Source organism: Pedobacter deserti (genome assembly GCF_024436415.1).
In the GTDB taxonomy this organism is placed as follows: domain Bacteria; phylum Bacteroidota; class Bacteroidia; order Sphingobacteriales; family Sphingobacteriaceae; genus Pedobacter; species Pedobacter faecalis.
Window position 1 is genome coordinate 1854106 of sequence record NZ_JAFMZQ010000001.1, and the last position, 21470, is coordinate 1875575.

20 protein-coding genes are annotated in these 21470 nt (G+C 48.1%); 6 read left to right on the forward strand and 14 right to left on the reverse strand.

Features of this window, described 5'->3' with window-relative positions; translation table 11 throughout:
• Positions 1-44: 44 nt before the first annotated feature.
• A complete protein-coding gene (locus J3P40_RS08415; protein ID WP_256004604.1) occupies positions 45-353 on the reverse strand; it encodes a hypothetical protein in 309 nt (102 codons plus the stop codon).
• A gap of 265 nt (positions 354-618) precedes the next feature.
• Between J3P40_RS08415 and J3P40_RS08420 the strand changes: the two genes are divergently transcribed.
• Positions 619-1467, forward strand: coding sequence for an OmpA/MotB family protein (locus tag J3P40_RS08420; RefSeq protein WP_256004606.1), 849 nt, complete (start codon positions 619-621; stop codon positions 1465-1467).
• Here J3P40_RS08420 and J3P40_RS08425 read toward each other — a convergent pair.
• Positions 1439-3253, reverse strand: a complete 1815-nt coding sequence (locus tag J3P40_RS08425) for a hypothetical protein (protein WP_256004608.1) — start codon at positions 3251-3253, stop codon at positions 1439-1441. The genes J3P40_RS08420 and J3P40_RS08425 overlap by 29 nt on opposite strands.
• Positions 3254-3381: 128 nt before the next feature.
• Between J3P40_RS08425 and J3P40_RS08430 the strand changes: the two genes are divergently transcribed.
• The 4 genes from J3P40_RS08430 to hemN all read left to right on the forward strand — a co-directional run bounded on the left by J3P40_RS08430 (position 3382) and on the right by hemN (position 7527).
• A complete protein-coding gene (locus tag J3P40_RS08430; RefSeq protein WP_256007064.1) occupies positions 3382-4566 on the forward strand; it encodes a PAS domain-containing sensor histidine kinase in 1185 nt (394 codons plus the stop codon).
• Between the two features lie 4 nt (positions 4567-4570).
• Positions 4571-5626: a response regulator gene (locus J3P40_RS08435; RefSeq protein ID WP_256004610.1), complete on the forward strand. Its 1056-nt coding sequence runs from the start codon at positions 4571-4573 to the stop codon at positions 5624-5626.
• A gap of 82 nt (positions 5627-5708) precedes the next feature.
• Complete coding sequence (locus J3P40_RS08440; RefSeq protein WP_256004612.1) at positions 5709-6179, forward strand: Rossmann-fold NAD(P)-binding domain-containing protein; 471 nt, start codon at positions 5709-5711, stop codon at positions 6177-6179.
• On the forward strand, positions 6169-7527 hold the full coding sequence (hemN, locus tag J3P40_RS08445) for an oxygen-independent coproporphyrinogen III oxidase (RefSeq protein ID WP_256004614.1): 1359 nt from the start codon (positions 6169-6171) through the stop codon (positions 7525-7527). Before J3P40_RS08440 ends, hemN begins: the two co-directional genes overlap by 11 nt.
• 3 nt (positions 7528-7530) lie before the next feature.
• Here hemN and J3P40_RS08450 read toward each other — a convergent pair whose 3' ends face one another.
• The 8 genes from J3P40_RS08450 to J3P40_RS08485 all read right to left on the reverse strand — a co-directional run bounded on the left by J3P40_RS08450 (position 7531) and on the right by J3P40_RS08485 (position 15526).
• A complete protein-coding gene (locus J3P40_RS08450) occupies positions 7531-8214 on the reverse strand; it encodes a sulfite exporter TauE/SafE family protein (RefSeq protein WP_256004616.1) in 684 nt (227 codons plus the stop codon).
• Positions 8204-8413, reverse strand: coding sequence for a FixH family protein (locus J3P40_RS08455; protein WP_256004617.1), 210 nt, complete (start codon positions 8411-8413; stop codon positions 8204-8206). The genes J3P40_RS08450 and J3P40_RS08455 overlap by 11 nt, the downstream gene beginning before the upstream one ends.
• A gap of 5 nt (positions 8414-8418) precedes the next feature.
• Positions 8419-9759, reverse strand: a complete 1341-nt coding sequence (ccoG, locus tag J3P40_RS08460) for a cytochrome c oxidase accessory protein CcoG (RefSeq protein WP_256004619.1) — start codon at positions 9757-9759, stop codon at positions 8419-8421.
• A complete protein-coding gene (locus tag J3P40_RS08465) occupies positions 9759-10562 on the reverse strand; it encodes a cbb3-type cytochrome c oxidase N-terminal domain-containing protein (RefSeq protein WP_256004621.1) in 804 nt (267 codons plus the stop codon). The genes ccoG and J3P40_RS08465 overlap by 1 nt, the downstream gene beginning before the upstream one ends.
• On the reverse strand, positions 10559-10729 hold the full coding sequence (locus tag J3P40_RS08470) for a hypothetical protein (protein WP_256004623.1): 171 nt from the start codon (positions 10727-10729) through the stop codon (positions 10559-10561). The genes J3P40_RS08465 and J3P40_RS08470 overlap by 4 nt, the downstream gene beginning before the upstream one ends.
• A gap of 15 nt (positions 10730-10744) precedes the next feature.
• Positions 10745-12856: a cytochrome-c oxidase, cbb3-type subunit I gene (gene ccoN, locus J3P40_RS08475; protein WP_256004625.1), complete on the reverse strand. Its 2112-nt coding sequence runs from the start codon at positions 12854-12856 to the stop codon at positions 10745-10747.
• A gap of 73 nt (positions 12857-12929) precedes the next feature.
• The gene (ccoS, locus tag J3P40_RS08480; RefSeq protein ID WP_256004627.1) at positions 12930-13115 is read right to left on the reverse strand and encodes a cbb3-type cytochrome oxidase assembly protein CcoS; all 186 of its coding nucleotides are present in this window, start codon (positions 13113-13115) and stop codon (positions 12930-12932) included.
• Complete coding sequence (locus tag J3P40_RS08485; protein ID WP_256004629.1) at positions 13112-15526, reverse strand: heavy metal translocating P-type ATPase; 2415 nt, start codon at positions 15524-15526, stop codon at positions 13112-13114. The genes ccoS and J3P40_RS08485 overlap by 4 nt, the downstream gene beginning before the upstream one ends.
• A 130-nt stretch (positions 15527-15656) precedes the next feature.
• Between J3P40_RS08485 and map the strand changes: the two genes are divergently transcribed.
• The gene (gene map, locus J3P40_RS08490; RefSeq protein ID WP_256004631.1) at positions 15657-16421 is read left to right on the forward strand and encodes a type I methionyl aminopeptidase; all 765 of its coding nucleotides are present in this window, start codon (positions 15657-15659) and stop codon (positions 16419-16421) included.
• 84 nt (positions 16422-16505) lie between these two features.
• Here the strand turns inward: map and J3P40_RS08495 are convergent, their stop codons facing one another.
• From J3P40_RS08495 to J3P40_RS08510, 4 genes are read right to left on the reverse strand one after another with little or no spacing between them, the layout of a single operon-like run.
• A complete protein-coding gene (locus J3P40_RS08495; RefSeq protein ID WP_256004633.1) occupies positions 16506-17645 on the reverse strand; it encodes a TlpA disulfide reductase family protein in 1140 nt (379 codons plus the stop codon).
• A gap of 5 nt (positions 17646-17650) precedes the next feature.
• Positions 17651-19084 (reverse strand): PKD-like family lipoprotein, encoded by a 1434-nt coding sequence (locus J3P40_RS08500; RefSeq protein ID WP_256004635.1) that lies wholly within the window; start codon positions 19082-19084, stop codon positions 17651-17653.
• Between the two features lie 11 nt (positions 19085-19095).
• Positions 19096-19950 carry a DUF4843 domain-containing protein gene (locus J3P40_RS08505; protein WP_256004637.1) on the reverse strand — a complete coding sequence of 285 codons (855 nt, stop codon included), beginning with the start codon at positions 19948-19950 and terminating at the stop codon, positions 19096-19098.
• A 12-nt stretch (positions 19951-19962) separates the two neighbouring features.
• On the reverse strand, positions 19963-21468 hold the full coding sequence (locus J3P40_RS08510; protein WP_256004640.1) for a RagB/SusD family nutrient uptake outer membrane protein: 1506 nt from the start codon (positions 21466-21468) through the stop codon (positions 19963-19965).
• Positions 21469-21470: the final 2 nt, after the last annotated feature.

A 21470-nucleotide genomic window follows, 5' to 3' on the forward strand; every position in this document is an offset into this window, starting at 1 on the left:
TTGTGGGTATTAGCTATATGATAGGGATACTAAGCAAATTGTGCTTACTGGATCACTTTTCCGTCTTTGTCAATCTTAAGAGATCCGGTTTCTTCCTCTTTCTTAACATTGATCAGATAGTAAGTGGTCTTATCTGCGTTGGTAATCAGAAACGCTTCAGTTGGTGTCCATTCTTTAACCGGATCCGATTGAAGTGTTTTCTGCACCGCTTCCGGAAGGTCTTTCAATTCAACCGGAGTTTTTGTTGTGCTATCTTGTACAGCAACGATTACGGGGTTCTTGATGTCGTTCGCTTTTACTGATGCTAATCCTGCTACTGCTAAAAATGCTGCTGATAAAATGATCTTTTTCATAATAGTTGTTTTTAAGTTTAAAGTACTCGTATCGTTTTCTGGATAGCATAGGATACATAATGATGCCGTAAATGCTGGTTTTTGGCACGGCCTTGAAAATCAGTGTGTTAGTTATTTGTGCGCATATAATTGCTGTGGAATTTCTCTACAATATGTAGCGAAGGGTAACAGAATTAAACTCAGCGATATTTGGCATGTCTATTGATTAATACCGTATGTGTTATAAGACACAGACAAATGATTGTTCACTTAAAAAAAGATGAAGATGAAACGTATAATGATCATATCATGCGCAGCATTGGGAACAGTATTAGCTTCGTGCGGAACGTCTAAGAAGCTTCAGGAAGCCAACACCCGGTATTCACGTCTCGACAGTACATACCGCCAGGCCCAGGCAGAACTGGCCAGCAGCAGAGATTCCACAGCAAAATACAAGGGCATCAGCCGTAACCTGCAGTCCCAGCTCGCACAGCAAAAGAGTTCTAACGACCAGATGGTGAATCAGTTGAAAGACCTTTCCGTGATCTCAGGATCTCAGGCAGAGAGTATTAAGAAATCACTGGAAAGTCTCAGTTCTAAAGACGCCTACATTCAGAACCTTCAGTCGGCCATAGCCCGAAAGGACTCCCTTACCATGAACCTGGTGATGAACCTGAAAGGGGCTATTGGTAATCTGAACGACCAGGATATCAATATTAAAGTCGATAAGGGCGTTGTGTACATCGACATCTCAGATAAGCTGCTATTCGTAACCGGAAAGTACGAGGTAAACCAGCAGGCTAAAGCCGTGCTGGGTAAAGTTGCCAAGGTGCTGATGAACCAGCCTGATATTGAATTTATGGTAGAAGGACATACCGACAACGTACCTTACCGCCAGGGTGTGCTACTTGATAACTGGGACCTGAGCGTTAAACGCGCTACGTCCGTAGTCAGGATACTGCAAAACGAATACGGTATACCACCGGTTAAGATGACTGCTGCTGGTAGGGGCGAGTATGTTCCCGTATCAGGCAATGAAACTGATTCGGGCCGTGCGGCCAACCGCAGAACCCGTATCGTCATTCTGCCTCAGCTCGACCAGTTCTTTAAACTGCTGGAAGCGCCTCAAAAGTAACCATACTACGCAAATGTGAAATGGCCTGATCAAGTCTTCGGACCTGATCAGCATTCCACATTTGTAATGTGGCTTCCGACCTGCTCAGCAGCGACCGGTAGTAAGCTGCACCTTCATTAAGCTGAGCGTAAAACTTATCAAGCTGTTTGCTTCTTTTAGCGAAGGCGGGCTGCCCAAGGCTTTCCTGAGCGAGCAGTTCAAACTCTTTTTTCAGATAATCGATATACAGGTTGAGTTCCTTGATAAAAAGGTTTGGCCTGAACACGCCAACCAGCAGGTTACAGCGGCCATATATGTGCCCTACCATTTCTCTCAAACTGTACGTGCCTGAAAAGTAGGCGAGATTGGGCCCAGGGCAGATGCTCACAGCTTTATCCTCTCTGGCTTTTAGGATTTCGTGTTTCTGATAGGCGGATGTACATAAGCCCACGCAGAGGCACACTTTTTCCGTAACCTGGTCTATTTTTCTTTGAAGTTCTTCTTTTGCCAGCCCCAGCCCGTTCAGTTGCTTAATCTTCAGGTGCTGGTATTCCCTGGAGGCCGTACAGATCGGCTCCTCCGTAAATTCTGTATTCGTACAAAGATATTTCTTCGTGCACGGGCTTCCCGGTCTTCCCTTGTCTATTCGCTGCTGCCGCTGAGCCTCCGCACTGCTCTTCTTAAAATTGTTGAAGAGTACGCCCAGCGGAGAGGAATTGCTCAGGTAAAAATCAGCATCCGTAGCCTCTCCAAGGTCGGCCAGCGTCTGCATATCTACACTTGTGGCTTCCGGCACCAGCAAGAAGGGACTACCCCAGCCCGTTGCGTCCAGCCCATATTCTTTCAGAAGAAAGGTGTGTTCTTCCGCAGTGCCTATGCCGCCCTGAACACATACACGTTGGGCAGGATTGCGAGACACCTCAATACCTTTCACCCTCAGACACGAAGCATATAAATCAAACAGCTCAGCGTAAAGTGCAGCACGGTTATCTTTAAACTCCTGAAGGATCGGTCCGAGCAATAGTCCATCCGTCGCGAAGGCATGACCGCCACAGTTCAAGCCCGATTCAATCCGAAATTCTGACACCCAAAGTCCTTTTTTGGCAAGTATCTTAGCCTGTATCAGGGCAGAACGGTAATCGCTCACTTTCAATATAATCTCTTTTCGCGGAGCCTCGTTGCCGGCAGGGTAAAAGGCCTCCAACTGCTCCATATAACTGAATAGCCTCGGATTCAATCCAGCAGAAATCACCACCGAACTGCGCAGGTCACTTTCCGCAAAGCCTCTAATGGCGGCAAGAGCGTCCGTCTGATCATCGCCAAGGTAAACCCCGTCGAGATAATTGGCCTTATCCACTTTCGACATAATATTGACATCAATCCGGCCGGCCGCAACAGCGGCTTTTAGTTCGTTCTGTATAAAGCGTTTTTCATCCGACGCTTCCATCTCAAGCATGGAACTAAACATCTTCTTAAGCTCCGACCCTTCAGGAAGCATTTCAAAATATCGCCCCAGATCAGTTCCGTCCTGAAAGTCCTCCTCCCGCATGGCCTGCACCTGGTCGTCCACCAGTTTGTTGAGCAAATTCAGGTAGGCAGTGATGCGCCTCGCTCTGCTGTCATGCTCCTTTTTTCCTATGGCTTTGTATTCCAGGCCGTGCAGGCCGCAGTAGTGCTTTCGCATACGTTCCGTCAGTTCGTCATCCACTATAGAAACGACCGATGAAATGCCGAATCGCGCCACCTTTAAGGGGGTGTCGATCGAATAACCTAAACCAAGCACAGGTATATGGAAAGTATGCTGCATAACGTTTTTTTCGGCAAAGTAGCCTATATTAGCTCACCTGAAACATGACGGTCGTCACCTTTGGGCGTGACAGCAATCATCCGGAGCGGATAGACTCCGCATATTTTTGTAATATGGCTACTGAGACTATGGAAAGTGCTAAACTTTTAAAAGCGATAATAGAAACGGCTATCGATGGCATTATTACAATCGACAACCGTGGAATGATAGAGAGTTTGAACCCCGCTGCCCAAAGGCTTTTTGGTTATAGCCTGGAAGAAGTACAGGGCAGAAATATTTCTATTTTAATGCCTGAGCCGGATAAGAGCAGCCACGATGGCTACATTGATCGTTATCAGCGCACAGGCGAAAAGCGCATTATAGGAAAGGGAAGGGAAGTCCTGGGGCTTAGAAAAGACGGAAGTACATTTCCTTTCAGGTTGGCGGTCAGCGAAGTCCAGTATGACGACCGGGTCATTTATACTGGTTTTATACATGATCTCTCTAAAGAAAAAGAGGCTGAGCTGAAACTTAAGGAATACGCTGCCGAACTTGAGCAGCTTGTCGACGAGCGCACCAAATCACTCAAAAAAATGGTACACGCACTAAGCGAGGCCAAGGAAGAAGTGAGTCTCTCGCTCGAAAAGGAGAAGGAACTCAACCAAATGAAGAGCCGGTTTGTGTCTATGGCTTCGCACGAGTTCCGCACACCATTAAGCTCCGTACAGCTTTCTTCTGTACTTATAGAGAAATACGCACAGCCCTTTCAGAACGAACATATTACCAAGCACGTAAACAAAATAAAAAATGCGGTGGGCAATCTTACCACCATCCTGAACGACTTCCTTTCGCTTGAGCGGCTTGAAGCCGGAAAGGTAGAGCCGGCGTTTACACCTTTCGACATCGTGAAGCTCTCTGAGGAAGTAACCGAGGAAATGCAAATGATCGCCAAGGCAAACCAGAATATTATTTATCAGCATACAGGGCTCGAGAGTATGGTAAACCTGGATCAGAACCTGCTCAGGAACTGTATGATCAACCTGATTTCTAACGCTATAAAGTATTCGGGAGAGCACACCTTCATCGAATTTAATACCGAGATCACACCAACGCAATGCATGGTCATGATACGCGATAACGGCATTGGCATCCCCGAGGCCGACCAAAAAAATCTGTTTCAGCCCTTTTTCCGGGCAAACAACACCGGTAATATTCCCGGTACCGGGCTCGGGTTGAACATCGTGCGCCGCTACGCTCACCTGATGAACGGGGAGCTGCAATTTGAAAGCGAGCTAAACAAAGGCGCTAAATTTATGCTTTTATTTAACAGGTAACAGGATGAAACAAAAAGTCATTTTAATCATAGAAGACAATGAGGATATCCGCGAGGGAACCGCAGAAATTCTCGGACTAGCCAATTACGAAACGATTACCGCAGAAAACGGTCGCATTGGCGTAGATATGGCTATAAAGCACTTGCCCGACCTGATCTTATGCGATATTATGATGCCGGAACTCGACGGTTACGGCGTACTGCACCTGCTCGGCAAAAACCCGGCAACCTCCGTAATCCCTTTTATCTTCCTTACCGCAAAAACCGAGCGCATCGATATGCGTAAGGGCATGGAGATGGGGGCCGACGACTATCTGACCAAGCCATTCGATGAAGTGGAGCTTTTCAACGCCATAGAAGCAAGGCTCAACAAGTCAGACAATCAGAAGAAGATGTACAGCCAGTCGCTCGACAAGCTCAATGCCCTGCTCAACAGCAATAAAGGCAACGAAGAACTGAACAAACTGATTTCAGGACGCAAAATAAGGCATATTAAGAAGAAGCAGGTCATCTACTATGAAGACGATACGGCAAACGGCATTTACCTTGTTGTTTCCGGGAACGTAAAGACGGTCAAGATTGCCGAAGATGGCCGTGAACTGCTTACAGGCATGTATGGGCCCGACGAATACTTCGGCGTAGCGGCCTTGCTGGCCAGCGACACCTACCGGGATACCGCGGAGGCAACCGAAGATACCTCCATCTGCCTGCTGCCAAGGGCGCATCTCGAAGAATTGTTTGTAAAATTCCCTGATGTTGCCAGCCAGTTTATCAGGTTGCTGGCTAGCAATGTGCTCAATAAGGAAGAGCAGCTTTTGCAGCTGGCCTACCATTCCGTCCGTAAAAGGATGTCGGAAGCCCTTCTTCGTCTCGTTAAACCCGGTGCGCAGGAGCCGCCTGCAATAAGTATCTCACGAGATAACCTCGCTGCAATGGCAGGTATGGCTACCGAAACAGTAAGTCGTATACTTAGTGATTTCAAGGAGGAGGGACTTATAGAGCGCAAAGCCGGATCAATTGTTATCCTGAACCGCCAGAAACTGGCTGGGATGAAAAACTGATCAAGATCACTTTCTGCTAATGACCGCCCTCATTATTTAGGCACACCTCCACGCCTACTTTTGAGTTTAAAACTTAGAAGGCATGAGAGTTGTAGCTTACAGCATAAAATCGGCGGAAAAGGAACCCCTTGCGATCGCCAACCGAAAAAAACATGAAATCACCCTGATATCCAATTCCCTGTCTGCAGACACGGTTTTTTACGCAGAGGGCAAGGACGCTGTTGTGGTATACACCGACGATGATGTCTCGGCGGGGGTTATCAACCAGCTTGCCGATCTGGGTGTTAAATATATCGCTACGCGGTCGGCCAACAGCCATCATATCGATCAGGCTGCAGCAGCCCTTCGGAATATTAAGATCGCCAGCGTACCGCTGATGGCTATCAGCGGTCTGGCCGAAAGCGAGCTGTCTATGGCCCTGGCAACGGAGACGATCAATAACCTCGACAAGTGGCAGGGGAAAAGATGCTTAGGCGATGCCTGTATTTGCTCCCGCTCCTGCGACCAGATGCACAACGCCGTGGCCACAAAACACAGCAGCCATGAACATTGATACACTTACGGAAAAATACCGTGTTGCAGCGCCAAGGTACACAAGTTACCCAACTGTACCTTACTGGGATGAAACCGAGTTCAGTGATTCTGCCTGGATTGGCCGGCTTAGTGAGGCCGTAAGTGATGCCGATGGCGAAATAAGCCTCTATCTCCATCTACCGTTCTGTGAGAGCCTTTGCACCTATTGCGGCTGCAATACACGCATTACAAAGAACCATGGTGTAGAGTTACCTTATATTGCTGCGGTATTGAAGGAGTGGCAACTCTACCTCGCTCAGCTCGATGTAAAGCCGGTGATCAAAGATATCCACCTGGGCGGTGGCACGCCTACTTTCTTTAGCGCCGAGAATCTTCGCCTGCTGATCGAGGGCATCCTTAAAGATGCGGAAACGTCTGGTGATGCAGCATTCAGCATTGAAGGGCATCCAAACAATACTACCGAGGAACATCTGCGAACCTTATATGCATTAGGTTTCCGGCGCTTAAGCCTAGGTATACAGGATTTCGATCCTAAAGTACAGCTTATTATCAATCGCATACAGTCGTACGAAGATGTAGAAAAAGTCACCCGCCTGGCCCGGGAGATCGGCTTTGATTCGGTCAATTACGATCTGATCTACGGCTTGCCGCTTCAGACCCTCGACGGGCTTCAGTCTACCATTGATCAGGTGATCAGGCTTAGGCCCGACCGTATCGCGTTTTACAGTTACGCCCACGTGCCCTGGGTTAAGCCCGGTCAACGCCGCTACACAGAAGCGCACCTGCCATCGGCCGAACTAAAAAAAGCCCTTTATGAAAGCGGTCGGCTTCAGCTAAGCCATGCAGGTTACGTTGAGATCGGCATGGATCATTTTACACTCGAGTCAGACACACTTTATCAGGCAGGTCTTACCGGTAAGCTGCACCGCAACTTTATGGGATATACCGAATTAAATGGGAAGGTGATGATCGGACTTGGCGTTTCTTCCATCAGCGATTGCTGGTCTGCATTTGCGCAGAACGTAAAAAGCGTAGAAGAATATCTGGCCCTGATCACAGCGGACAAACTTCCGCTCAGCAAGGGTCACCTGCTTTCGGCCTCCGATCTGCTCATTCGCCGGCACATCTTAAATATCATGTGTCAGGGACAAACCAGTTGGAGCCTGGCAGAGCTCATGAATGCTGACTTTGAGGCTGGAATACTCCGAATGCATGAGTTGGCGGCAGACGGACTGGTACATCTTCGGCCCAATCATCTCGGTGTTACCCCGATCGGAAAGCGTTTCCTGAGAAATATCTGTATGGCTTTCGATGCCCGCCTCTGGGAAAAGCAGCCGCAAACGCAGTTGTTTAGCATGGCCGATTAAGGATTATTTACAAACCGCAGTTTCTGCGGCGGGGGGCGGACTTACATAAGGAATATTAAGCTCCAATCCCCTCAACACAAACCATACCCCGAGCACCAGCATCATATAGGGGATGGTTTTTGTTATTTTATGGCGTAGGGCTTGACCTGTAAAGCCAGCAGCGACAGTCGCCCCCAGCATGAGCGGTACAGTACCCACCCCGAACCAGAACATATACAATACTGCCGTCTTAACGTCCGGAGTATTAATCGCCCCGGCCAGGGCGAGGTAAACAAAGCCACAGGGCAAAAAACCATTGATGATACCGATGATCAAGTGGTTTGCTTTATGCCTGAATGCATAGTTAAATGCTTTTTGAAAAGACCTGGTCAGCCTCCCCGCCGGGCCAGCCGATACACGGCGCTTCCACAAGCGTGATAAAGCAGCGAGAATAATCAGCAGACCGGTCAAAATACTCAGTCCCTGTTGAAGGCCGGATGCCCATAGCTGTTGTCCAAGCAAGCCAGCCAGTACACCGAGCACGCAATAGGAGATGATTCGTCCAAACTGGTAGATGAGCTTATTCAGAACCAGGTAGATCCAGCCAGGACGGCCAACCGGTACTGCAAAGGCCAGCGGGCCGCACATACATATGCAGTGCAGCGAGCCGAGAAGGCCAATGAAAAAAGCAAGCCTGTCACTGCTCATTAGCGGTTCCTCCCTGCGCGCGAATACTGTCCAGACGATGCTGTTTTACCCTTAGTTCCTGATCGTAATTCAGGCCCTTTTCGTAGTAGTCCTCGTCTACCAGCGGATCTGGTGTGCTTCTCACCATCATTATTCCAAGCAGGATAATGAAAGACATAAAGAGTGCCATCCCGATGATTATTTTACTTCCCCAGTTCATAGGCATTAATCGTTAACCGGTGCAATAAACGTTGTCTTAAAGCGATCCAGCACCGTTGTATCGCTCCTCAGTTCAAATCCAATCTGCGTTTTGTATTTTTTTACTTCGCTCGTCGGCATCACCACAAAAAAGGTCGCTTTAGTACTGCCGCCATAGCCTATGGTATCAGGCTTCTGCACATACTGTATACGCATATATGGCTTCAGAGCCACAATACTAAAACCAACAGGGCGACTCGTCTTATTAACCATCTCTGCCGTGTAGAGGTTACTTACCGAATCCGGTTCCCTTAGCTGATACAAGGTGCCACTGGCGCGGAGTATCGTCGTTTCCACGTCAGACCGACCAACGAGCAGGGTGGTAAGCAAGCCAATAAGCCCAACCAGAAGCACGCCGTATACATAGATTTTCCTGCTCAGCCTGAATCCCGTCCGGTCCCTTATCTGAGCCTCCGATTTGAAGCCTATGAGCTGGCGCGGACGATCTATCTTGTCCATCACCATATTGCAGGCATCTATACAGGCCGTACAGTTTACACACTCCAGTTGAGTACCATTGCGGATATCAATCCCCGTCGGACAAACCTGCACACAAAGTTTACAGTCAATGCAGTCGCCCAAAGGTTTTTCCTCATGCCGGCGCAATTTTCCGCGCGGCTCACCGCGCTGGTAGTCATAGGCTACTACAATACTCTGATCGTCGAGCAGCACACTTTGAAGTCGCCCATACGGGCACACCACCGTGCATACCAGTTCCCTTACTCTCGAAAAGACCAGGTAAAAGACGAAGGCAAAGATCCATATGGCAATAAAACCGCTGATATGCATGTGCACAGGCTCTGTGATAATGCGCAGCAACTGTGCGGAGCCGATAATGTACGCGAGGAAGATGTTTGAGATCAGAAAAGCGATCCCAAAGAAGATCCCATGCTTGGCGGCCTTCTTCAGGAACTTCTTCGTGCTCATGGGCGCATTGTCCAGCTTCTGTTGCTTTATATGGTCGCCCCCTATCCAGTTTTCGATCTTGCGGTATACCATTTCCAGGAAGATGGTCTGCGGACAAATCCAGCCGCAGAATACGCGGCCAAACACAGTGGTAAAGAGGACGATAAATACAATAAAACTGAGCAGGGCCAATACAAACAGATAGAAGTCCTGCGGCCAGAAGATAATGCCGAAGAAGACAAACTTGCGCTCCAGTACATTGAGCAGGACCAGCTGTTCGCCGTTCAGCGTAATAAAAGGCGCGGCAAATAAAAGGAGCAGGAACAGATAGCTCAGTGCAGAGCGGTATCTGTAGAGTGCCCCTTTTATGATCTTCGGATATATCCGTTTTTGCTGCATCATTACATCTTTTCGCCTTGCGGCGCTTTGGCACCAGCCGGATTAGTTCCCTGCAGGGACAGAATATAGCTGGCTATTTCGGCGATCTGCTTTGGCCGCATGGTCTTCTCCCAGGCAATCATCCCCTTGTCGGGCACGCCATACTTAATGGTCTTGAAGATGTCCTTTATGCTTCCGCCGTGCAGCCAGTATTCGTCGGTCAGGTTAGGCCCCACCAGGCCTTCTGCATGCTCGCCATGGCAGGAGGCACAAGCGGTTTTAAATATTGCTGCACCAGCTTGGATTGCCGCAGGGTCTGTCAACTGCTCTACATTATTTTCATTAATTTTATTCGCAGCATTGCCGGGTTTCAGCAGCAATGCCGCCTTTTCCTCTTCGGCTTTCTTAAGCTCGATCACATACTCCTCCTCCTGCAAGGGTCCCCACTCAAATACATGATAGCTGAGCATGTACACAATTGCGAAGCAGATTGTTCCGTAAAACAACACCATAAACCATGCAGGTGTTGGGTTGTCCAATTCCTCAATGCCGTCAAACTTATGCTCCATCACCAGGTCTTTCTCGGCAGACAAAGGCTTTAAGCCCATGATCTTTGACCATATCGACAGCTTCTCTTTAATAGCCTCAGGCTTGGGCTCCGCTGCGGTTTGCAGGTCAAGTTTTTCCCGCTCTTCCGCAGAAATATAAGGCGAGGGGTTAAGCGACTCCTGTACATACACGCGGACCACCTTCAGCAGGAGTATGGCCACGATAAGCAGAATCAGCGCTGTAACCAGCAGTATGCTGATAAAAATATCTGTCATCATAACTCTTCTCCTTCATTAATAGGTAATTCACTCATGTATTTGATCGTGTCTTTCTTCATCACCAGCAGCAGGATAGCTACCAGGACAAAGAAGACAAAGAATATGGCCAATGAGGTGATCAGGTATGCCTGGTGACCGTCTGCCTGTGATAAAAACTGCTTAAACATGTGCTTGTATTTGAGTTATTTGGCTTTAATATCAGTTCCCAACCGCTGCAGGTATGCCATGATCGCAATGATCTCACGGTCGCTTTTTACATCGATCTTATTCGCTTTCAGATCCGCCGCAATATTCTGCGCCTGCTTGTCCAGTTCAGCATTCGCCTTCGATTCGTATCCCCCCTCGTACGGCACGCCTAAGGTTCTCATTGCACTGATCTTGGACCTGGTGTTCGTGGTGTCCAGTTGCTGTTCTGCCAGCCATTCGTATGGCGGCATAATGCTGCCTGGCGACATGGTTTGAGGGTCTACAAGGTGATTATAGTGCCAAGCATTCGAATACTTGCCGCCTTCCCTGGCCAGATCGGGCCCTGTGCGTTTAGATCCCCAAAGGAAAGGGTGATCATAGACAAACTCCCCGGCCTTGCTGTATTCTCCGTAACGTTCCGTCTCCGAGCGGAACGGGCGGATCATTTGCGTATGGCAGTTCACACAACCTTCTTTGATATACAGGTCGCGACCCTGGAGTTCCAGCGGTGAATATGGTTTTACACTGCTGATGGTGGCCACATTGGAATTGATCGTAAACGTCGGAACCATCTCTATCATACCGCCAATCAGGATCACGACCAGCGACAGCACCAGGAATACCATAGGCTTACGTTCCAACAAGCGATGTGGTTTGCGGTCGCTGCCCACCGGCTCGTATTTCTCCGGAAGCGGAAGCGCTTCAGCAGCTTCATTTTCCACCAGTTTACCAGCCTTCACCGTTTTGATCAGGTTGTAGGTCATCACAATAACACCGGTCAGGTAAAGGACACCGCCCACAGCCCTGAGGATATACATTGGGATGATCTGCAGTACAGTCTCCAGGAAGTTCGGATATCTCAGCATACCTTCCTCGGTAAATTCTTTCCACATCAGGCCTTGGGTAAAGCCCGCAAAGTACAGCGGCACTGCGTAAAATATAATTCCCAGCGTACCTATCCAGAAGTGGAAAGAAGCCAGCTTCTTAGAGTACAGCTGCGTTCTGTAAATTCTTGGTATCAGCCAGTACAGGATACCGAAGGTCAGGAAACCGTTCCATCCAAGTGCGCCTACGTGTACGTGGGCCACAATCCAGTCGGTAAAGTGGGCAATGGCGTTGATCTGCTTCAACGAAAGCATAGGGCCTTCAAACGTAGCCATGCCGTATGCTGTTAATCCCACCACCATAAACTTCAGCGTGGCATCTTCCCTTACCTTATCCCATGCGCCGCGAAGCGTAAGCAAACCATTGATCATACCACCCCAGCTTGGTGCAATAAGCATGATAGAAAAGGCCACGCCGAGCGATTGCGCCCAGGATGGGAGCGAAGTATACAGCAGGTGGTGCGGACCAGCCCAGATGTAAATGAAAATGAGCGACCAGAAGTGCAGGATACTCAGTTTGTAGGAGTACACAGGCCTGTTGGCCATTTTAGGCAAGAAATAATACATCATACCCAGGTATGGTGTAGTCAGGAAAAAAGCTACTGCGTTGTGCCCGTACCACCATTGCACCAGCGCATCCTGTACCCCTGAAAAAAGGTAATAGCTTTTGAACGCTGAGATGGGCAACTGGAACGAATTGACAATATGAAGAACAGCAACCGTAACGAAGGTAGCGATGTAAAACCATATGGCCACATACATATGCTGCTCCCGGCGTTTGATGATCGTCCCGAACATGTTTATACCAAAAGCCACCCAGATCAGCGTAATGGCGATATCTATAGGCCATTCCAGTTCCGCATATTCGTGCGAAGAACTCAGACCGAGCGGAAGGGTAATTACAGCAGATACAATAATAAGCTGCCATCCCCAAAAGTGAATCTTGCTGAGCACATCACTAAACATCCGCGCTTTAAGCAAGCGCTGAAGCGAATAATATACCCCCATAAAAATGGCGTTCCCCACAAAGGCGAAGATCACCGCGTTTGTATGCAGCGGCCTTATCCGTCCGAAGGTAGTGTACTGCGATCCCATATTGAGTTCGGGCTTAACGAGCTGCAATGCTATAAGCAACCCCACAGTCATGCCGATAATTCCCCACACTATGGTGGCGATGGCAAAGTCTCTCACGATCTTGTTGTCGTAGTAAAATTTTTCAGTCATGTTAAAATTCTGAATGGTTTGTGATGGTAAAATTAGGATGGCTGGTGTGCCTGCTGCGTGACTCTTATTTGTGTTAAACGTGATCTTCATCACCTTTTTCCGGAGCCGGCTTATCGGCCGGTTCGTCGTCAAACAGCATGCGCAGGGCAGGGGTGTACGTATCGTCGTGCTGACCAGTTTTGCTGGCCCAGAAAAAAGCGATCAGAAAAATCAGCGCCAGCAGTATGCTGCAGCCGATAAGGAAGTAGAGAATACTCATAACAAAGCGTTTTTGCGTGCAAAGGCTCTTACAGACAGCGTAGTAAATATGATAATCGTTACCGTGCTCACAGGCATCAGGATAGCCGCAATCAGCGGAGAGAGCGTACCTTGCACTGCGAACGAAAGTCCTGCGACATTATAGGCCAACGAAATGGCGAAGGACATATGGATCACCTTGACCGCGTCTTTCGCCTGCTGTACAAAGGCAGGTATTTTTTCAAAAGAAGCCCCGTCGAGCACTGCGTCGCAACCCGGACTAAAGTTGTTGATGTTGTCGGTTACCGCTATGCCCAGATCACTCTGTTTCAGCGCACCCGAATCGTTTAGTCCATCGCCAAACATCAGCACCTTTTTTCCTTTGTCCTGCAAGGCAGCGATGTAATCCAGTTTGTCTTGCGGACTCTGATCGAAGTGTAGTTTAGACGCACTTTCAAAAAAAGGTACCAGACTGCTCTTTTCATGGCTTTTGTCGCCCGACAACAAATGTAGATCTGCCCAGCGGCCCAGGTTCTGCACCAGACTTTTGAATCCAGGGCGCCACTGCTGTCTGATGGTAAACTGGCCCAGATATTCATCATTAATCATCACATGGATGCTGCTGCCGGCCGGAGAGTTTTTCAGTGGAAGACCAAGGAATGCAGAACTTCCCAATTTTACATGATTTCCATTGATCGTTCCACTGATACCTCTGCCGATTTTTTCCGTATAATGATCCGCATTATATAATGCTTCTTTATTTAAATGGCGTGTAAGTTCCCTGCTTAGGGGGTGGCCGGAGTTACGGGCCAGGTCGCACACCATCTGCTGCTGCAAGGGGCTTAGCTGTCCGCTGAACGACAGCGAAGCCGCATCGGGACTGGTAATTGTACCGGTCTTGTCGAATACAAATGTGTCTATCCGTGCCAGTTCCTCTACCACAGCCGTGTTTTTGAGGTAGAATCCGTTCTTGTCGAATATGCTGATCGCTGCTGCCAGTGTGAAAGGCGAACTCAGCGCTAGCGCACAAGGGCAGGCAATAATAAGCACTGCCGTAAATGCAGCAAGCGCCTTGTCCGGCTCCCCAAAATATATCCAGAAGCCTGCAGAGCCAAAGGCAACAAGGAGCAGTACCACACTAAAATATTTGCTTGCCGTATCGCTGAATGTCCGGATGCCCTCACGTGTCTTCACAAAAGCATCGTTATTCCAGAGCTGGGTTAGGTAGCTTTGAGATACCGGCTTGATCACCTCCAGTTCGATTGAGCCCGATAACTGCCTTCCGCCTGCGTAAATCACTTCACCGAGCACTTTACTTACCGGTTCTGATTCACCTGTTACAAAACTGAAATCCACCTGCGCGTCGCCTTTCAGCAGCATCGCATCAGCAGGAATGATCTCCATGCTTCGCACCATAATGCGGTCGCCTGTCTTTAACGCTGCCAAAGGTTTCGATAATTCTACACCTTCGTTTAAGGTCGTAACGGCAACCGGAAAATAGGAGCGGTAGTCCCTTTCAAAGGAGATATGATGAAAAGTCCGTTGCTGCATCCATCTTCCTACCAGGAGGAAGAAGACCAGTCCACATAGCGTATCCACAAAGCCGGCCCCGGTTTGCAGTACAATCTCATAGATGGAACGGATAAACATTACCGCGATGCCCAGCGCAAGCGGGAAATCAAGGTTAAGCCGTTTGGCCCTGAGGTTGGTCCATGCCGAACTGAAGTAGTCGCGCCCGCTGAAAAGCACCACGGGCAATGAAAAGCCCAGGTTAAGCCAGCCAAAGAAGTTCGCATACTCCCGCTCAAACGCAGCCATCCCAAAGTAATCCGGGAAACTCAGCAGCATCACGTTACCAAAGCAAAACCCGGCCACAGCTATTTTAGTCACCAACCGCCGTTCAGAGCGGTCGGCCTGCTTTTCCTTTACCATGTCCTGCAGACTGATCAGCGGTTCATAGCCAATAGTCGCCAGCATTTCTACCACCTTTTTCAAGGAAGTGTTTTCGTTCCGGAAGGTGATACTGACCGTCTTCTTGAGGAAATCTATTCTCGACTTTACAATGCCTCCGTCAAGCTGGTACAGGTGTTCGAGCAACCAGATGCAGGAACTGCAGTGTATAGCCGGAATGTAAAGCGTAATAATGCTGATCCGCTCATCGCGGTAGTCGACCAGTTCCGAAATCACCTGCTCTACGTCCAGATAGTCAAAGTTCGCCACGGGTTTAATCCGCGTTGAGCCGGGCCGGTCGTTATATGCATAATAGTTGCCCAGGTTGTTGGCTGATAATATTTCGTACACCATCCTGCATCCTTCACAGCAAAAGGTTTTGTCGGCCAGCCGGTAAGTTTTTGCGCTCAGCGTTTCGCCGCAATGAAAACATTGTGCTGCCGTTTTTGTTGCCTCAACAGAGGTCGGTATACTGTTGTCCATGCCCTGGTAATATCTGCATCAAAAATGCGGAGAAAGCCTAAGGGGCTAAATGACATGCATTCCATAAAAATGTGACGGGAATCACAAATTTGCTTCAATACGCAAATCGTATCTTTGCAAAAAATATCATATGTCTATATCAACAGAAGAGGAACTGAAGGGTATGCAGGAGATCAGCGAAGCCGTTGCGCATACGCTGAAACTGATGCGTGAACACGCAGCGCCCGGCATGAGTACTAAGGAATTGGACGACTTTGGCGGCGAAATACTCAACAAGCTTGGCGCTAAGTCGGCACCGCGACTAACCTACGATTTCCCGGGCTGGACCTGCATCAGTGTAAATAACGTGGTAGCTCATGGCATTCCCGTAGCCGATAAAATACTCCGGGAGGGCGATCTCATCAACATAGATGTCTCCGCCGAACTCAACGGATTCTGGTCGGACAATGGCGGATCATTCGTATTGGGCGAGGACATCAACAATTACTTGCCCCTGGTGGATGCCTCTAAAACAATACTTCAGAAAGCCATCTCCCAGATCAAGGGTGGTGTTAAAATTGCTGATATAGGCAAGCTGATTGAAACCGAGGCCCGCAAGCGGGGTTATACGGTTATTAAGAATCTGGCCGGACATGGGGTGGGCCGTAGTCTGCATGAAGAGCCGCACGATATCCTCAATTATTATGACCGCTACGTTACCGGACGTTTCAGAAAGAACAGCGTCGTAGCCGTAGAAACCTTCATCTCTACCGCATCTACTATTGCCGAGCAGCAGTCGGACGGCTGGACCCTTCTGGGCAATAAGGGCGGCTTTGTAGCCCAGCACGAGCATACCATTATCGTAACCGACGGTATGCCTACCATCCTTACTGCGGCCAACGGCATCTGGAATTAGCTTTCTAAATTCAAAGCATAAAAAAACCTCCGGTAGATAGCCGGAGGTTTTGTTTTATTGAGAAACGTTACCGTAATACTTAAATTAATTGGTAAACAACTCTTCCAGTTTCTTGTTCAGTTTTTCGCCTACCAGGTGAGCACCAACAATCTTGCCCTGAGGATCTACCAGAAAGTTGGCCGGTACACCAGAAATACCGTAAACTTTTCTCGCTTCACTTTCCCAACCTTTCAGGTCAGACACCTGAGTCCAGGTCAGCCCATCCTTTTTGATCGCTTCTACCCACTTTGCTTTGTCGCTGTCTACCGAAACACCCAGTATCTCAAACCCCTTGTCCTTGTAGGCGGCGTACTGCTTAATCAGGTTAGGGCTTTCTGCGCGACATGGAGAACACCAGCTTGCCCAGAATTCCACAAGCACGTATTTACCCCTGTAGTCCGACAAAGACACCGGCTTGCCATCTACGTCCTTCTGGGTAAAGTTAGGTGCGGTAGCACCCAAAGCAGTCACCTTATCGGCAGTCATTAATTTGTAGAGGGTCTGACCATCGTACGACAGCCTGAGCTTCTCGCTCATCTTATTAAAAACCTCAAGGATCACCTCAGGTTTGGTGCTATAACTGGCTTCCGAGAGACTGTGCATAGCGAAATAAGAGTTCGGGTTCTTACGTGCAAACTCGACGATCTTTGTCCGCCTTGAAGCCTGCATTTCATTCACCTTCTTATCCAGCGCCTTAAAAAACAAAGTATCCTTTTTCTGCTCAGGCGTAGCGCGGCTCAGTGCCACGTTAGCATTGTGGTGGATGGTCATCACCGGCGGGCCAACAGCTTTGATAAAAGCCAGCGACTCCTCGTACACTTTCGAGCCAGTCCATTTGGCATTGTACAGTGAATCAGCCGAAGTGATATGAATCTTTTCTTTCCCAAAGCTTGGATAGATCACATCACCCAAGCCACCACTGCCATAAACCTCCTTATCGCGGATACCCTCGCGCGAAAGGGTCATACGCCCGGAGGCGATGTTTGCAATATAACCGGTAAACTTAAACGTACCGTTCACCAGCTCGCAGGAATCCTGCTTACCTTCCCCGTCCGAACCATAGTCCAGATAGATCTTAGCCGGTTTGTTTAAGTTCCCAATTTTACCGGTGATGGTAAAATTGGGCGCTTGTGCAGCCGCCGCAACAGGGGCCAGGGCTGCAAGTATTAAAACTTTCAGTTTCATTGATTTTAATTAGTTCTGGTTAAGAAGTCAACCGGTGCGCCGGGAATTCCGTTGATCGATTTGGTAATGTTGCCGTTCTTACCTACAGACACGTCGAGCGTATGCATAGCGCCTTCCACACCAACAGTCAGCGTATTATCGTCGCCACTTATCTTAAGCATCGAAACTTTTTTGCCGCCAAAATCTGCCTCCAGTACCCTCAGGTCTTCGTTGATCGGATTGTAGCGGTAGATCTTATCGTTAGATGAGAAATAAAAGATATTGATGCTGCTCCGTATCCACTTAGAATCTGCCTGTACCTGCGCCGAGCCTTTAAAGACGCGCTTTTGCTGGGCGATAATACGTTTGGTACCAGCCGTCAGTTGATTATCAAACGTCAGCTCGTAGGTATTGCCATCGGCTTCCCTGAAGAAGGCGTAGGTCGTGCCGGATATGCTTGCTTTTAAGTAAACCAGGTTCGATAGACCCGTGTTTTTCGGGTTGAAGGGAGGTGTAGCAGCGGTCCCAGGCTCGTAGTTGGTCCCATTATAGTTACCACCCCCGTCGAAATACACGAAAGCTTTTGCTTGCGTATCATATCCGAAGTAGAACGCCCCCGTATGGGTAAAAAATGGAGACAGATTGTAGTCGCCTTTCTGCTCGTTGGAGAACTTACCGTAGTCTGGAGCAAAAGGGGCGGTCGACTGTACGCCTATATATAACTTGCCGTTCAGAACGCCCTGGGAAATCGTTCCCTGAAACGTTTCCAGTCGCCCGGGCACTATGGTAGACGGCGGGAGGAAGAACTGCGACTTAAAGTTATCTTTCCAAAGAAAGGTACTAGGGTTTACAATAACACTGCCGTTTGCCGGATCATTACATAAAACCCAATACTCTTCTTTGCTCAATAACTGGTATGGAAGAGGCTTCGAATAATACAACTGAACTGGGTTTTTCGGAAGTGACCGCTCCTGCAGATTCTCATAAATATTAGCCAGTACGGTGTTGTCAGGCTTTACAAACGATAGTTTAGCCGTACCACCCTCGCTGCTCAAAACAATGGTACCGGCAGAGAATTGTGTGATGCCAGTGATCGTGAACTTGTATTTGTAAATCAACCCGTTTCTTTTATCTGTAACGACTAGTGTAGCCGCGCGGGGACCCGTTCCGAGGTTGAACAGCATTTTGAACGGATATCCGGTGTAGCTAAGCTCCCGAAGTTCTTCCAAAAGCATAATCCGCCATTCAAAATTGAGGTCTTTCATAGGGTCCGCCCCGTCAAGACTTACCTCGGGCTTAATGATCAATGAATCACCAATCAGGGCAGAGATATTTTCGCCCTCAATGTTTTCTACGACCGGGGATGAAGGTGGGTTGTAGGTGTAGTTGCCCAAATCCTTTTTACAGGATGTATAAAGAATGGCGAGGCAAGCCAGTATATATGTGAATTTTATTTTCATGATCGTTCTCATTAATTGAATATGATTTGATTCCCGTTCTCATTGATGAAGAAGTAGCCATTTACCTGCGGGAAGAACTTCAGATGAAGCTTGATCAATGGCGCATCTACATTGTAAAAATCATAATCTTCCGTGCCATCTGTTCTTTTCGTCAGCACATATCCCTTCTCTGGGAAACGGCCTACCCATGCAAATGGATCGCGGGTAAAGTTGCGTACGTTATCCAGGTAATAAAGCGTCCTCGGAATTTCCATATAGGCTTCAGGTTCCCTTGTATCTACCAAATCCTGTCCGCCCGATATCAGGAACAGCCTGTGCGAGGTACGGCTGTATGGCCCTAGATTACCTTGCCATAATACCCACCACGACGGTTGCTCAAGGCGATTGGAGTAGAGGATTTTTTTGGAACGGATAGGAGCGGGCAAAGACTCGTTAAAGTCACTGCTCCCAACCACGCGTATTCCCAGGGTTACCGACTTATTCGCAAGTTCCGGATCGATATTTTTTATGATTACAGGAACCAAAACTTTACCTGAATCCGCCGGTATTGTATAGAAGGGTTTTAGCGGTTCGTAATGCAAGGTAGCCTGAGCTGTAGTCATGGTATCTACGACGACCAGCGTAAACTTTCTTTCCCTGGATACACGTTTACCGGAGACGGCTACAGGTACCCAAATGGTATCACTTGCCAGGCCCGAGCTTTCAGCGAAAGAATAGGTGATGGAGCTGGTATCCAGGTTGTTATCGCCATCAAGAAAGTTCAGGTAGATATTGTCTGTTTCACTTTGATAGTCATAGATATCGTTTTTTTTGCAGGCAAACAGCACAGTGCTCAGCAAAAGAATAAGATGGATATATTTTTTCATGTTGGTTTCAGTTTAGTTTCGGTAAGCCAGCTCGTCAACCGGTATAGGAAATACAAATATTCTATCGGTAGCCGGGTAGATCATCCCGTTCGGGTTAATGATATCTCTTTTAAGACGTTTGTGCATATAAAAAATCTGACTCTCCCCGTAAAATTCCTTTCTGGCGTCTTTCACGATTTCGCTTATAAAATCCGACTTGGCAATCGTTTTTGGAAGGAAGCTACCAATACCCCTGTGGGCACGAACGGTATCAATATAAGCCGTTGCTTTAACAGGATCGGCGTCGAAGCTCGCTTCGGCAGCGATGTAATACATCTCTGACAGACGCATTGCAGGGGCCACCAACGGATGCATATTGTTTTGAGGGAAGCCATTCCAGCGATATTTTTGAAGGAATGCTTTGTCGGCAGAGTTGTTATCTGACACATCCACAAACCACTGCCTCAAGCGCCAGTCATAGGCACCTACAGTACCAGAACCACCTTCTTCAAAGATGATGTTCTTTTGTGTAATGCTAGGCGTATATAAAGCGTCGTTATTCGAGAAAAGGTCGTTTACATGATCCATCTGGTCGTTGTAATTGATATACCAGGCCGAGATCAGCTCAGGATAAAAAATCCTGTCTCTCTGCTCTACGTCTGCGCTAAAAAAGTCCGACTGCAGCGTCCAGGGGAATTTTTTCGAATCGATCACCTCCTGTGCATTGCTTAAAGCTTCTGCGTGGTTTCCTTTATAAAGATGCACCCGCGCCAGCTCACCGCAAACGGTAAAATAATTCATTCGGTGTCTTCTGTTCTGTAAAAACAGTGAACCGCTCTGCTGCTCGGTCGACTTTTTGGCTTCCGGGAAAGTTTGAGGATAGGTCTTATTCGGATAGCCTACGACATAAGCCGCCGAACGGATAGGATCAGCAGTTCTTAGCAATTCCTTCGCTTCTGTAAGGTCTGCAATAATCTTGTCGAGCACCTGAGTTACTGTAGAAAAAGGCGTGCTTTTAATAGAAACGACGGTTACATAAGGAATCGCCTGTGCGTTGGGCTGACTGGCGTAAGAGGGGGCAAACATACGCAGGAGGTCGAAATGCAGATATGCACGCAACGTCAATGCTTCTCCTTTAACGATCTCATAGTTGCCGTTAAACAGAATATCTCTTTTGCTGTCCACCACTTCCAGAATAGCATTGCAGTTACCAATAGCCTTATACATGGAAGCCCAGATCTGATCGTTCTTACCGATCAAAAAAGGGTCGTTAAACTGGAAGGAAGCTACCTTACGATAATTAATATCAGTAAAATCATAGTTCTGTGCCATGATGTCGTGGTTACTGAACGTAAGGTTTCCTCCATATAATGACATCTCTGAGGCAAGATTATATACCCCATTCAGTGCTTCTTTAAAGCCATCTTCTGTAGTAAACAAGTCCTCCTTAGATACATCCGATTCAGGCTGTACATCAAGAAACTTCTTGCAGGATGAAAATGCAAGCAGGACGATTATTGAGTATAATAGGTTTTTCATGT

What these genes read in the sequence shown, in the direction of transcription:
- J3P40_RS08420 (WP_256004606.1), top strand. Translation starts at nt 619, where the DNA reads ATGAAACGTATAATGATCATATCATGCGCAGCATTGGGAACAGTATTA.
- ccoN (WP_256004625.1), bottom strand. Translation starts at nt 12,856, where the DNA reads ATGACTGAAAAATTTTACTACGACAACAAGATCGTGAGAGACTTTGCC.
- J3P40_RS08440 (WP_256004612.1), top strand. Translation starts at nt 5,709, where the DNA reads ATGAGAGTTGTAGCTTACAGCATAAAATCGGCGGAAAAGGAACCCCTT.
- J3P40_RS08510 (WP_256004640.1), bottom strand. Translation starts at nt 21,468, where the DNA reads ATGAAAAACCTATTATACTCAATAATCGTCCTGCTTGCATTTTCATCC.
- hemN (WP_256004614.1), top strand. Translation starts at nt 6,169, where the DNA reads ATGAACATTGATACACTTACGGAAAAATACCGTGTTGCAGCGCCAAGG.
- J3P40_RS08430 (WP_256007064.1), top strand. Translation starts at nt 3,382, where the DNA reads ATGGAAAGTGCTAAACTTTTAAAAGCGATAATAGAAACGGCTATCGAT.
- J3P40_RS08470 (WP_256004623.1), bottom strand. Translation starts at nt 10,729, where the DNA reads ATGTTTAAGCAGTTTTTATCACAGGCAGACGGTCACCAGGCATACCTG.
- J3P40_RS08485 (WP_256004629.1), bottom strand. Translation starts at nt 15,526, where the DNA reads ATGGACAACAGTATACCGACCTCTGTTGAGGCAACAAAAACGGCAGCA.
- J3P40_RS08450 (WP_256004616.1), bottom strand. Translation starts at nt 8,214, where the DNA reads ATGAGCAGTGACAGGCTTGCTTTTTTCATTGGCCTTCTCGGCTCGCTG.
- J3P40_RS08465 (WP_256004621.1), bottom strand. Translation starts at nt 10,562, where the DNA reads ATGATGACAGATATTTTTATCAGCATACTGCTGGTTACAGCGCTGATT.
- J3P40_RS08425 (WP_256004608.1), bottom strand. Translation starts at nt 3,253, where the DNA reads ATGCAGCATACTTTCCATATACCTGTGCTTGGTTTAGGTTATTCGATC.
- J3P40_RS08500 (WP_256004635.1), bottom strand. Translation starts at nt 19,084, where the DNA reads ATGAAAATAAAATTCACATATATACTGGCTTGCCTCGCCATTCTTTAT.
- J3P40_RS08415 (WP_256004604.1), bottom strand. Translation starts at nt 353, where the DNA reads ATGAAAAAGATCATTTTATCAGCAGCATTTTTAGCAGTAGCAGGATTA.
- J3P40_RS08435 (WP_256004610.1), top strand. Translation starts at nt 4,571, where the DNA reads ATGAAACAAAAAGTCATTTTAATCATAGAAGACAATGAGGATATCCGC.
- map (WP_256004631.1), top strand. Translation starts at nt 15,657, where the DNA reads ATGTCTATATCAACAGAAGAGGAACTGAAGGGTATGCAGGAGATCAGC.
- J3P40_RS08495 (WP_256004633.1), bottom strand. Translation starts at nt 17,645, where the DNA reads ATGAAACTGAAAGTTTTAATACTTGCAGCCCTGGCCCCTGTTGCGGCG.
- J3P40_RS08455 (WP_256004617.1), bottom strand. Translation starts at nt 8,413, where the DNA reads ATGAACTGGGGAAGTAAAATAATCATCGGGATGGCACTCTTTATGTCT.
- ccoS (WP_256004627.1), bottom strand. Translation starts at nt 13,115, where the DNA reads ATGAGTATTCTCTACTTCCTTATCGGCTGCAGCATACTGCTGGCGCTG.
- ccoG (WP_256004619.1), bottom strand. Translation starts at nt 9,759, where the DNA reads ATGATGCAGCAAAAACGGATATATCCGAAGATCATAAAAGGGGCACTC.
- J3P40_RS08505 (WP_256004637.1), bottom strand. Translation starts at nt 19,950, where the DNA reads ATGAAAAAATATATCCATCTTATTCTTTTGCTGAGCACTGTGCTGTTT.